The 12291-nt window shown below is 67.8% G+C and carries 10 protein-coding genes; 5 read left to right on the top strand and 5 right to left on the bottom strand.

Features of this window, described 5'->3' with window-relative positions; genetic code table 11:
• Window positions 1-19: 19 nt before the first annotated feature.
• Window positions 20-1135: a CAF17-like 4Fe-4S cluster assembly/insertion protein YgfZ gene (ygfZ, locus tag AB4Z47_RS08420; protein ID WP_441949277.1), complete on the bottom strand. Its 1116-nt coding sequence runs from the start codon at window positions 1133-1135 to the stop codon at window positions 20-22.
• A gap of 183 nt (window positions 1136-1318) precedes the next feature.
• On the opposite strand from ygfZ, the gene AB4Z47_RS08415 reads away from it, so the two are divergent.
• The 5 genes from AB4Z47_RS08415 to cydC all read left to right on the top strand — a co-directional run bounded on the left by AB4Z47_RS08415 (window position 1319) and on the right by cydC (window position 8888).
• Window positions 1319-2239: an aminodeoxychorismate lyase gene (locus tag AB4Z47_RS08415; RefSeq protein WP_441949275.1), complete on the top strand. Its 921-nt coding sequence runs from the start codon at window positions 1319-1321 to the stop codon at window positions 2237-2239.
• Window positions 2240-2585: 346 nt separating this feature from the next.
• Window positions 2586-4079, top strand: coding sequence for a cytochrome ubiquinol oxidase subunit I (locus AB4Z47_RS08410; RefSeq protein ID WP_441949273.1), 1494 nt, complete (start codon window positions 2586-2588; stop codon window positions 4077-4079).
• Window positions 4080-4211: 132 nt separating this feature from the next.
• Window positions 4212-5243, top strand: coding sequence for a cytochrome d ubiquinol oxidase subunit II (cydB, locus tag AB4Z47_RS08405; RefSeq protein WP_441949272.1), 1032 nt, complete (start codon window positions 4212-4214; stop codon window positions 5241-5243).
• A 4-nt stretch (window positions 5244-5247) separates the two neighbouring features.
• Window positions 5248-7041, top strand: coding sequence for an ABC transporter ATP-binding protein/permease (locus tag AB4Z47_RS08400; protein ID WP_441949270.1), 1794 nt, complete (start codon window positions 5248-5250; stop codon window positions 7039-7041).
• A 137-nt stretch (window positions 7042-7178) separates the two neighbouring features.
• Window positions 7179-8888 carry a thiol reductant ABC exporter subunit CydC gene (cydC, locus tag AB4Z47_RS08395; protein WP_441949268.1) on the top strand — a complete coding sequence of 570 codons (1710 nt, stop codon included), beginning with the start codon at window positions 7179-7181 and terminating at the stop codon, window positions 8886-8888.
• 405 nt (window positions 8889-9293) lie between these two features.
• Here cydC and AB4Z47_RS08390 read toward each other — a convergent pair whose 3' ends face one another.
• From AB4Z47_RS08390 to AB4Z47_RS08375, 4 genes are all read right to left on the bottom strand, one after another.
• Window positions 9294-10001: an FABP family protein gene (locus AB4Z47_RS08390; protein ID WP_441949266.1), complete on the bottom strand. Its 708-nt coding sequence runs from the start codon at window positions 9999-10001 to the stop codon at window positions 9294-9296.
• Between the two features lie 261 nt (window positions 10002-10262).
• A complete protein-coding gene (locus tag AB4Z47_RS08385; protein WP_441949265.1) occupies window positions 10263-10568 on the bottom strand; it encodes a DUF1416 domain-containing protein in 306 nt (101 codons plus the stop codon).
• A 5-nt stretch (window positions 10569-10573) separates the two neighbouring features.
• Window positions 10574-11407 carry a sulfurtransferase gene (locus AB4Z47_RS08380; RefSeq protein ID WP_441949264.1) on the bottom strand — a complete coding sequence of 278 codons (834 nt, stop codon included), beginning with the start codon at window positions 11405-11407 and terminating at the stop codon, window positions 10574-10576.
• 29 nt (window positions 11408-11436) lie between these two features.
• The gene (locus AB4Z47_RS08375) at window positions 11437-12024 is read right to left on the bottom strand and encodes a DUF4395 domain-containing protein (RefSeq protein WP_441949262.1); all 588 of its coding nucleotides are present in this window, start codon (window positions 12022-12024) and stop codon (window positions 11437-11439) included.
• Window positions 12025-12291: the final 267 nt, after the last annotated feature.

Genomic DNA, 12291 nt, shown 5'->3' with positions numbered 1-12291 from the left:
ATCGGTTGTCATCGGTGCGTCAGCGCCCGCGCAGCCGGTCGACCGCCATCCGGCCTGCCTGCGGTGCGTCGTCGGCGGGAACCGAGTCGGGATCGATGGCCGCCGCGACCGGGCCGGCGGACAGCGCGGTGTCGGCGGGAACCGCCCGCTTGATCAGGGCGAGCGCGATCGGGCCGAGTTCGTAGTGATCGACCACCGTGCCGAGTCGGCCGACCGCGCGGCCGCCCGCGGTGACGGCGTCGCCGGTGGCCGGGCGCTCGTCGGCCGAGCCGTCCAGATGCAACAGCAATAGCTGCCGCGGTGGCTTGCCCAGGTTGTGCACCCGGGCGACGGTCTCCTGGCCGCGATAGCAGCCCTTGTCGAGATGGACCGCTCCGTGTTCGGCTACGCCGCCGATCCAGTGGGCCTCGTGCGGGATGGTCCGCTCATCGGTGTCGAGTCCGATCCGGGGGCGCACGGCCGCGACGCGCAGCGCCTCGAACGCCCACATGCCGGCAGGTGTGGCGCCCGCCGCGGTGAGCCGGGTCCACAGGTCCGACAGTTGGTCGCGCGGGATCACCAGGTCGAAGGAGTCGGCCGTCGGCCACGGCATCCGGCGCAGGAAGCCACCGCCGGGCAGCGGAGTCACCTCGTAGACGCCGGGAAGGGCGGCGACGCCGAGCGCCTCGGTCAGGTCGGCGACCCGTGGTCCGAGCAGACTCAGCACCGCGTGGTCGGTTGCCTCGATGGGCTGGGCGTCGGCCCAGAACACCATTTTCTGCAGGAAGGCGAGCAGATCGGGTCCACGCTCGGCCTCGGTGTCGATCCAGACGGTGGCGTCCAGCTCGGTGAGCACGAAGTGGTGTAGCACCCGGCCGTTCAGGTCGAGGTCCAGGTTCTCCGCCGACCGTCCGTCGCCGAGGGTCGCGACATGTTGACTGGAAATGGTGTGCAGCCAGGTGAGCCGCTCTACGCCGGTGATGCGCAGGACGAAACGGTGTGAGCGGTCCACGATTGCCGTGCGCTCGGCGGCGGCACGCTGTTCACCGAACGGATCACCGTAGTGCCATGCGACGGCGGCGTCGGGCGAACCCGGCGCTCCCGCGACGGCTCCAAACGCGCTGAGGATGGGGCTGGGCGCTACGACCACGGACACCTTTCCCACTCTAGGCGCGGTTGGAACGCGGTGTGCCAACCGGGCTGTCGACCTTGTTTTCGACATAGCGGATCGTCATCGGGCGATGCATCGCACGCGGCCGCGTGGTGAACATGGATAAAAGGTGCTGCGAAGTCGGCCATGCGATGGGCATGGTTCGCTCGCACCGCCTACTCTCTTCCCATGGTGGATCGAGTTCTTGTAACACTCGATGGTGTGGTCCGAGATTCGGACGCGCCGTTGTTATTTGCGGACGATATAGGCGTATTGCGCGGCGACGGTGTCTTCGAAACCGTGCTTCTGCGTGCCGGGAACGCGTGCGCGATCGAATTTCATCTAGGCAGACTGCGTCGCTCCGCACAGGCGTTGGATCTGCCCGAGCCGGAGCTGGGGAAATGGCGGGAGGCGATCGAGACCGCCGCGAAGGAATGGGGCAGCGAGCGCGAGGGGCTGATGCGGCTGGTGCTCACCCGCGGCCGCGACTCCGCCCTGTCCGGCACGCCGGACAAGGTGAAGACCGGTGATCTCGCCGCCGCCGTTCCGGTGCCCACGGCCTTCGTGCTGGTGCTTCCGGTTCCCGATCGGGTTGAGAAGGCCCGCACCGAAGGCGTTTCCGTGGTGACGCTGTCGCGTGGCATCTCGATCGACTTGGCCCAGGCGGCACCGTGGCAGCTGCTCGGTGCCAAGACGCTGTCCTATGCGAGCAACATGGCGGCTCTGCGGTTCGCCGCGCGGATGGGCGCGGACGACGTGATCTTCACCAGCACCGAGAACCGGGTGCTGGAGGGCCCGCGGTCCACGGTGGTGATCGCGCGCGACAAGCAACTGATCACACCGCCGGCGAAGAACGGCGTGCTCCCCGGGGTCACCCAGCGTGCCCTGTTCATGCAGGCCGAGAAGGCGGGCTGGGAATGCCGCTACCACTCACTTTTCACGGCCGATCTGCTCACCTGCGACAGCATCTGGATGCTGTCGAGCATCTCGCTCGCGGCGCGGGTGAACTCGTTGGACGGACTGCGGATGTCCGCGCCGGACAACGCCGAGGAGATCATCGAGCTGGTGAATCGCGGCATCGAGCGAGCAGGAGCGATCGGCGACTGGTGACTGTTCCGCCTCTCCGGGTCTTCAGGCCGTACTAGTCGGGTGACGCGGGATTCGCGTTCAGATCCTGTGTTGGGTGCCGTTCGAGTACTGGGCGTACCCGGCGAGTTGGCCATGTGCTGGCGAGATCAGTTGTCGCGTCGGCGAGAAGCCGACGGCGGTGCCACCTCGCTGATCCCCGCCGCTTCGTGATCTCCGTCCTACTCGGACGGGCGCGGGTTGGCGGCGAGCACGGCAATCCGGCGAAATCTGGCACGGGCTCCGGTGTGGCGTGGTCCAGGACTCATTGTTCTCGGCCGTCTCCGGCGTAGTCTTACTACGTCACGTCGTAGATACGCAGGAGGTCGGCTTGAACGCCCTGGACATCTCCCGATGGCAGTTCGGCATCACGACCGTCTATCACTTCCTCCTGGTGCCGCTGACCATCGGGCTCGCGCCGCTGGTGGCCGCCATGCAGACGGCGTGGGTGATCACCGGCAAGGAGCACTGGCTGCGGCTGACCAAGTTCTTCGGCAAGCTGTTCCTGATCAACTTCGCGCTCGGTGTCGCGACGGGCATCGTGCAGGAATTCCAGTTCGGAATGAACTGGAGTGAGTACTCCCGCTTCGTCGGTGACGTGTTCGGCGCCCCGCTCGCGCTGGAGGGCTTGGTCGCCTTCTTCATGGAGTCGACCTTCCTCGGGCTGTGGATCTTCGGCTGGACCCGACTGCCGAAGCTCGTCCACCTCGGCGCGATGTGGATGGTCGCGATCGGTGTGAACGCCTCGGCGTACTTCATCGTCGCCGCCAACTCGTTCATGCAGCATCCGGTCGGCGCCAGGTACAACCCGGCGACCGGACGTGCGGAGCTCGACAGCATCGTCGCGGTGCTCACCAATAACACGACGTTGGCGGCCTTCCCGCACGTCGTCGCCGGATCCTTCCTCACCGCAGGCACTTTCGTCGCCGGCATCGCGGGCTGGTGGATGGTGCGCAACGCACGCGGCAGCGACGACGCGAGGCAGACCGAGGCGCGCACGATGTGGCGGCCCGCGGCGCGGGCGGGCATCTGGGTGTTACTGGTGTCGCTGGCCGCGCTGGTCTACACCGGTGACGTTCAGGGCAAGCTGATGTTCGAGCAGCAGCCGATGAAGATGGCCTCAGCGGAGTCGTTGTGCCACACCGCGACCGACCCCGATTTCTCGGTTCTCACCGTCGGCACGCACAACAACTGCGACAGCGTCACGCACGTGCTCGAGGTGCCGTACGTGCTGCCCTGGCTGGCTGAGGGCGAGTTCACCGGTGTGACGCTGGACGGCGTCGTCGACCTGCAGAAGACCTACAACGAGCGGTTCGGTGTCGGTGACTACCGGCCGAACCTGTTCGTCACCTACTGGTCCTTCCGGGCCATGATCGGCCTGTCTGCGGGCTCGGCGCTGCTCGCGCTTGCCGGGCTCTGGCTTACCCGTCGCGGCCGGGCAACGGACCAGCGCTGGTTCTCCTGGCTGAGTCTGCTCGTCATCCCGACGCCGTTCCTGGCCAACAGCGCAGGCTGGGTGTTCACCGAGATGGGCCGCCAGCCCTGGGTTGTCGCGCCGAATCCGACCGGTGATCCGAACCTGCGACTCACTGTCCAGCAGGGTGTCTCGAACCATTCGCCCGGCGTCGTGCTCTTCTCGCTGATCACCTTCACGCTGGTGTACGGCGCGCTGGCGGCGGTGTGGTTCTACCTGATGCGCCGGTACGTGATCGCCGGACCCGAAGCGCCCGCGGCTATCCGGTCCGGTGCCGGCGGACCGGGCGACACGCAGGAAGGAGGACGCACCCGTGTTGAAGACGTTGAGCAGCTTTCGTTCGCCTACTGAAGCGTGCCGAACAAGCTCGGCACCACCCTTCTCAGGTCTCCCTTGCCGTTGCCGGACAGAGGTTCCTGCTTCATCGAGCTCAGTTCCACCAGACCACCGACACGTTTGTTCGAGCCGATCCAGGAGCCGGCGATGAGTTTGCAAGAGTTCTGGTTCGTCCTGATCGGCGTGCTGTTCACCGGCTATTTCGTGCTGGAGGGCTTCGACTTCGGTGTCGGCATGCTCATGCCGATCCTCGGCAAGGGGTCCGACGCGCGACGGCGCGTGGTGCTCAACACGATCGGGCCCGTGTGGGACGCCAACGAGGTCTGGCTGCTGACCGCGGCCGGTGCGATGTTCGCGGCCTTCCCGGAGTGGTACGCCAGCCTGTTCTCCGGCTTCTACCTCGCGCTGCTGCTCCTGCTCGTCGCGTTGATCCTGCGCATCTGCGCCATCGAATACCGCGGCAAGATCAACGATCCGCGCTGGCGGGCCCGCTGCGACATCGGCATCGGCATCGGGTCCTGGATACCGGCCATCGCCTGGGGCTGGGTGTTCGCCAATGTGGTGCACGGTGTTCCGCTGAACGAGAAGAAGCAGTTCGCCGGCACGGTGTGGGATCTGTTCGGGCCGTATGCCTTGCTCGGCGGGTTGGCGACGGGGTTGCTGTTCGCGCTGCACGGTGCGATGTTCCTGGTGCTCAAGACTGGTGGGGAGGTGCGCGCCGATGCGCGGCGCACGGCCCGGCTGCTGCTGGTGCCTGCCACGGCCGTGGTCGGCGCGTTCGGGCTGTGGACCCAGCTCGCCTACGGCACCGGGTGGACTTGGATTCCGTTGGCGCTGGCTGTGCTCGGGCTCGCCACCGCGGCGGCGGGCGACCTCGGCCACCGCGACGGGTGGGCGTTCACCGGGACCACGGTGACCGTGGCCGCTGCCACCGCGCTGATGTTCGGATCGCTGTTCCCGAATGTGCTTCCCTCCACCCTCGATTCGGCGTTCGACCTGACCATCCACAACGCCTCCTCGACGCCCTACACCCTGAAGGTGATGAGCTGGGCGGCGGTGCTCGTCACCCCGGTTGTGCTGGTCTACCAGGGCTGGACGTACTGGGTGTTCCGGAAGCGGATCACAGTCGAGCAGATCCCCGCCCCGATCGGCCTTCCGCTGGGCCCCGTGAAGGACTGACGCCATGGCTCGTCCTCCGATCGATCCGCGTCTATGGCGATACGCCCGCTCGGCCCGCCGCTACCTGCTGCTGAGCGTCGTGCTGTCGCTGGTGATCACCGGTTCGATCGTGGTCGCCGCGGTGATGCTCGGACGGGTGCTTGCGGGAGTTGTCACCGACCCCGGCCGCCGCACCCTAGGCGCGTGGACGCTCGAGCTAGCCGTGCTCGCGCTCGCGATCGTGGGGCGGGTGCTCGCCACATGGATCCAGTCCAGGCTGGCACACCGGGCGGGGGCGAGCGTGGTGGCGGAACTGGAAACCGCGGTGCTCGCGGCGGGCGCGCGGTTGACTCCGCGCGAACTCGATACGCGCCGAACCGAATTGGCGGTGATCGTCGGCACCGGGCTGTCGGGACTGCGCGGCTACCTCGTCGGCTATCTGCCGGCTCTCCTGCTCGCGGTGCTCGTCCCGCCGATCGTGCTGGCCGTCATCGCGCTGCACGACCTGACCTCCGGGGTGATCGTGGTGATCACGCTGCCGCTGATCCCGGTGTTCATGATCCTGATCGGGTTGCTGACGCAGGGGCGGGCCGAGGCCACCCTCACGGCGACGACCCGGCTTTCGGATCAATTGCTCGACCTGTTCGCGGGCATGCCGACGTTGCGGGCGCTCGGGCGCGAGGCCGGCAACGCGGAATCCTTTCCGGCAGAGTCTTCCTCGCAAGTCCGGGATCGCGGCGACGGTTCGAGTTCGCCGGACAGCGGTGCGGGCACCATGCAGCATCGCGTGCGGGATCTCGGCGATGCGCTGCGGCAGCGCACCATGCGCGCCCTGCGCATCGCCTTCCTGTCCTCGATGGTGCTGGAGATGCTCGCGACCCTGAGCGTGGCGCTGATCGCGGTCTCCATCGGGTTGCGTCTCGTGTTCGGCGAGATGGGTTTGTACGCGGGCCTGGTCGTCCTCGTGCTGGCCCCGGAGGTGTATCTGCCGTTTCGGATGGTCGGCGAGCGTTTCCACGCCGCACAGGACGGAATGGCGGCCGCGGACAAGGCATTCGCCGTCCTCGAGTCGGCACCCGACGCGTCGGATGCGTCCGGCGGTCTCGCACCGGCCGATTGTGCGGCCGGATCGATCGAGCTACGGGACCTGTCCGTCCGGGCGCGGGACGGGGTCGCGCCCGCGGGGTTGTCGGCTGTTTTGCGGCCTGGCGCGGTCACCGTGCTGACCGGACCCAACGGCAGCGGGAAATCGACGGCGGTGCAGGCGATCCTCGGTCTTCTCGCACCGGAGCGCGGCTCGGTGACCTGCGACGGCGTCGACGTACGCGACATGGACCCGGACCGTTGGTGGGCGCGCGTGGCGTGGCTTCCGCAGCGGCCGGTGCTGGTACCGGGAACCCTGCGGGACAACCTCGAGCTGCTCGGCGCGCGAGCCGCGCGTCCGGCCGCCCGCGGACCGGACCGCGTTCTCGATCACCTCGAAGCGACCTGTGCCGCCACCGGTTTCGATGCCGTGCTCGACGATCTCCCGGACCGCTGGGACACCATGGTCGGTCCTGGCGGCGTGGGTCTGTCGCTCGGTCAGCGGCAACGTCTCGCGCTGACCAGGGTGCTCGCCGCCGACCGCTCGATCCTGCTGCTCGACGAGCCGACCGCGCACCTGGACGCGGCGAGCGCTTCGACCGTGCTCGCGGCGCTGCGGGAGCGGGCCCGCGCGGGCGCGACGGTGGTCGTCATCGGACATCACCCGACGGTTCTCGCCGCGGCCGACTACGTCGTCCAGGTACGTGCCGAGCACGGCGCGGCGGTGGTTCGATGAATGCGCTGGCTGCACAGAGGTCCTTACGTGGCACACGTCGAGCCCGGCGCGGGCAGAAAGGCAGGTGTGCGACGACGGGCACGCCGCGGACCGCTTCGCGCGGTGCGGGCGGCGCCCCGCTCGGCGACCTACGCCGAATGTGGGCACTGCTCGAGCTGTCCCCCTGGCGGGTCACGGTGGCGATCATGTGGGGCGTGCTCGCGCTGGGCAGCGGCCTCGGACTCGCGGCACTGGCCGCCTGGCTCATCGCGCGCGCCTGGCAGATGCCGCCGGTGCTCGACCTCAGCATTGCTGTCGTCACGGTGCGTGCCCTCGGCATATCCCGCGGCCTGTGCCGCTACCTCGAACGCCTCACCACGCACGACGTCGCTCTGCGGGCCATGACAACGGCGCGTACAACGGTCTACCGCACGCTGGCCCATTCCGACTTCTGGCTGCACAGGCCCGGGACTTCCGGCAGCGGCGCCGAGGGATTACGGGAGTGTGCTGGTCCCACTCCGCCGCGCCGGGGGGATCTCCTCATTCGGATCGGCAGTGATATCGACGATCTGGGGGCGGTCGTGGTGCGTGCATTCGTGCCCGTCGCGGTCGCCGTCGTGCTTGCCATAGCGGCGGTGGGCCTGCTGGCAACCATCTCGGTGGGTGCGGCCGCGATTCTGGCCGGGGCGCTTGCGCTGTCGGGCGTCGTCGCACCGTGGCTGTCGGCCAGAGCGGCCTGCGCGGCAGAACATGCCGTGCGCGCCGACCGTGCCGAGTTCACCGCGCAGACCCTCACGGTCCTCGACCACGCACCCGAGTTGCGTGTTGCCGGGCGACTCGACGCTGCCATGGGCGCCGCCGCGGACGCGTCGCGCAGGGCCGTCGCCGCGGAAGACACCGCGGCCTCGCGCAGCGCGTGGTCGGCGGCGGCCACGCCACTCTCGATCGGCATCAGCCTTCTCGGCGCCCTGCTGATCGGTATCACCTGCTACGGCCCGCACGGCGGGACGGAAGGTGCGATGACCCCGATGGCGCTGGTCGTGCTCGTCTTGCTGCCACTCTCGGCTTTCGAGTCGGTCGGCCCGCTACCCGCGGCGGCACAGGCGCTGACAACCGCCCGCGCGGCTCTGCATCGCCTGGTCCACTTCGAAGACGAACCGGCTGCCCGTGGCGCTTGGAAAACCGGCTCGCCGACGAACGATCGGCCCGATTACGGCCCTACTGCGGCTGTGGTCGGTCGGTTCGAGGGGGGTCCTGCCGCTGTGGAGTTTCCGGAGGGGCGCCGGGTCGCCGTTGTCGGCCCGAGCGGCGCCGGGAAGACCACCCTGCTGATGGCATGGGCGGGGCTGTTCGGCACCCCCCGTCCCGGTGTCACCTTCTTCGCTGAGGACGCGCACCTGTTCGGCACTTCCGTCCTGGAGAACCTGCGCGTCGCCCGCGGCGACCTCACCGTCGCGGAGGCCGAAACCGCCTTGCGCGCAGTCGGTCTCGGCGACTGGCTGGATACTCTGCCGGACGGCGTGCACACCGACCTGGTCGGGGGAGCGGCCGCTGTCTCGGGCGGCCAGCGCCGCCGCATCCTGCTCGCGCGCGCCCTCGTCGCGCCAGCCCGAGTGTTGCTGCTCGACGAACCGACCGAGCACCTCGAGGCCGAAGCCGGTGCCCGCCTGCTGCGGGATCTGCTGGACGCCGAGAGTGGCCTCGTTGGACCGGATAGGATCGTGGTTGTCGTCACACATCAACTGCCACAAGATCACCGAGCCGACACGGTGCTATGGGTCGCCGCATCGGGCCAGGTGACAACCGATTTCCGGGCTCAGGGCGCGGCTATTTCGGCTCAGCGAGAAATTCCGTTGCCGACGCGCTGACACCTCGCTAGATTCGTTCGTACACGAGGAAGGAGGTGGTTCGAAGAATGGTTATTCATAGGACACGTGAGGTGGCTGTCCGCTAGCGCCACCGCTGCAGGTGGATTCCGCCCGCGCGAGCGCTGAGCGAAATCCAGGCAGTCACCCGGCCCCCGAGCCCCGGTCTGTCCGACCGGACCCGCGTGAGTTGCATCCGCGGTCATGGCTCGGGGGCTGTTCTTTTCCGCTGAGTACAAGTGAGGTGGCACCGCCGCCGGTCCCCTTTCGCTACCGCAACAACTGATTTCGTCAGCACATGGGTAACTCGCCGGGGCACGCCCAGAACTCGAGCGGCAGCCGACGCAGGACCTGAACGCAAATCCCGCGTTACTCGACTAGTACGGCCTGAAGACTCGGAGAGGCGGATCAGCCGATGTACCGCTGAAGGCGGGCCGAGAGGCGGGGCTCGAGTGGCCCATCGGCTACGACCCGTTCTTCGACGTAGGCCAAGTCGCCGCCCTCGACGATGCCGTAGAGGCGCTTGGCGCCGCCGACCACGATGCCCGATTGGCTGCGGATCACCACGTCGGTGGCCAGCTCCCAGGACGACTGGGTGAGGGCCTGACCGTAGAACAGCTCGACAATTCCGGTGCTGTGGGTGAGCAGCAGCTCGATGACCTCGTCGTTGCCGTCGATGCCGACCCGCCAGAAGCCGCTTTCGCGCAAGTCGGGGCTGCTGTAGTTGCCGTTGGAGTCGATGACCCAGGAACGGGATTCCCAGCACAGGTAGTCGCCGCCGTCGTGCGAGACGACGATCTGCTGGCCGAACCGGTAGTCGCCGCGATCGGGATCGTTGCCCTCGCCTTCGCCGCGCCACACACCGACCAGCGGCAGCAGCGCGAGCATCGAGGAACTCAGATCGGGCCCGAGCCGCAGGTTCGCGGTGTCGTCGGGCAGCGGAAGCTCCGGTAGGACCGGAATATTGCGGGCGCCGGTCGATTTCGCCCGTTCGGCGGCATCGGCAACGGCCCGGTCACCGCCGAGGCGACCAGGGGAGTCGGCCGGAGCGTTGCCGTTCAGTTGTTCACTCGCTCGCTCGGCCGGGTTGGAACCTTCGCTCGCGAGTTCGCTCATGATTCGGTGAACAGCCGGTAGAAGACGTACAGGCCGAACCAGCCGATCAGTACGGCCACAGCCACCAGCAGAATCTCGAAGAAGACGACCACATTTGGAGTCTAACGACATCCGCGCCGCCGCACGCAAACGGCCCCGGTGCTTCCTGTCATAGGCGGCGTCCGGACGTTCGTCCGTCCGAGCGCTCCGAGCGGCGTCCGGACGTTCGTCCGTCCGAGCGCTCCGATGGGAAGACCGGGGCCGTGTGCTCGCGTGCGGTCGTTACTTGGCGACCGCGACGTCCACAGCGTGGATGCCTGCGCCCTCGGGACGAACCTCGGCGGAACCGTTGCCCGAGGAGGACAGCGCCCGGACGGTCCACGCGCCGGGAGCGGCGAAGAACCGGAAGTCTCCGGTGCCCGAGGCGACGACCTCGGCGGTGAAATCACCGTTGCCGTCGAGCAGGCGCACGAACGCGCCGCCGACCGGCTGGCCGTCGATGCTCAGGACACGGCCGGTGATGACCGTCTCCTTCTCCACGTCGACGCCGGCCGGGATGGCCTGACCCTGGGTAGGTGCTGCACACATGTTGATTACTCTCCCAACTCGATCGGTGCGCCGACGAGGGAGCCGTACTCGGTCCAGCTCCCGTCGTAGTTCTTGACATTCTGGTGGCCGAGCAGCTCCTGCAGCACGAACCAGGTGTGCGAGGAACGCTCACCGATACGGCAGTACGCGATGGTGTCCTTCTCGCCGTCCAGGCCTGCCTCCTGGTAGATCTCGGTCAGCTCGGCGTCGGACTTGAAGGTGCCGTCCTCGTTCGCGGCCTTGCTCCACGGCACGTTGATGGCGCCGGGGATGTGGCCGGGACGCTGGCTCTGCTCCTGCGGAAGGTGCGCGGGCGCCAGGATCTTGCCGGAGAACTCGTCGGGCGAACGGACGTCGACCAGGTTCTTGCTGCCGATGGCCGCGATGACCTCGTCACGGAACGCCCGGATCGATACGTCGGGCGCGGAGGCCTTGTACTGGGTGGCGGGGCGGTCCACGGCCGCGGTCGACAGCGGGCGGCCGTCCAACTCCCACTTCTTGCGGCCACCGTCGAGCAGCTTGACGTTGTTGTGGCCGTACAGCTTGAAGTACCAGTAGGCGTACGCGGCGAACCAGTTGTTGTTGCCGCCGTACAGGACGACCTCGTCGTCGTTCGAGATGCCGCGCGCCGAGAGCAGGTCGGAGAACTGCTCCTGGTTCACGAAGTCGCGACGAACCTGATCCTGCAGGTCCTTCTTCCAGTCGAGCCGGACGGCACCTTCGATGTGCCCACCGTCGTAGGCGGAGGTGTCCTCATCGACCTCGACGAAGACCACGCCGGGGGCGTTGAGGTTCTCTTCGGCCCAGTCAACGGAGACCAGGACATCGGAGCGAGCCATTGTGTTCCTTTCAGAGATGACGTGCAGGGTCAGTTCGATGCCGGGGACCCGGCGGTGTGCGCGTCAGGCTCGGAGGCGGCAGCTTGCGTAGCCACGGAGGGCTCGCGAACACCACCAACCGGACCAGTCCGGCGGAGGCGGGCAACCAGCGGATAGATCTGGCAACCCAGGCAGATCCCGAACGCCGCGTTGAGGAACGCCGCGAACAGGGCAAAGCCGGCGAATATCGCGCCGACGATTGTGGAGCCGAGCGCGAAGCCCAGCAGGCTGACGGCCGCGAAGACGAAGCCGAGCAGCTGTGCGAACCGCAGAGGAGCCACGGGTTCGGTCTCGCTGGTCGGAGCAAGACGCGGCGCGACGAACGTGGCGTAGATCCGGCCGTACGGGTGACGGCGTGGACCGAAGGCGGCGCCGACGGCGAAGACGACCGTCTGCAGCGCGATCAGCACCGCGCCGGCGGCCGGGGACAACGCGGCAGCGAGAAGGACCAGAACGAGGACGACGGTGGTGACCCAGGCGGCGAACCGGGGGCCGCGGACATCGACCTGCGCGGCGGCATCGGCAAGATTTCGGGCAGTGTCAAGATTTCGGGAATTGTTACTGGTCTCGGTGGACATTGTGCGTACTCCTGCGCTGAAAATGTCGAATGACTGGAAAGTTGCCAGTCCGCCGGGGGATCTACGAGATCACTCGCGCGGCAGACAGAGGTCAGCGTCCGGAAATCTGGGGAAGCCGACCGATCAGCGGCACAGGCAGCAACAACCACCGAGCCGACACAGATCCACTGTGCGGCGTCGGGTGAGCATCAGCTCGTGGTTGGAAAGCACGAAAGCAGTTTACCCAATTCGGCGGGAGAATTGGACCTGGGGTTGCTCATAGCCGTC

Origin of the sequence: Nocardia sp. 2TAF39 (genome assembly GCF_052114905.1) — a bacterium.
Taxonomy (GTDB): Bacteria; Actinomycetota; Actinomycetes; order Mycobacteriales; family Mycobacteriaceae; genus Nocardia.
The sequence above is the reverse complement of the archived record's forward strand: the minus strand, read 5'-3'. Positions and strand labels throughout refer to the sequence as shown.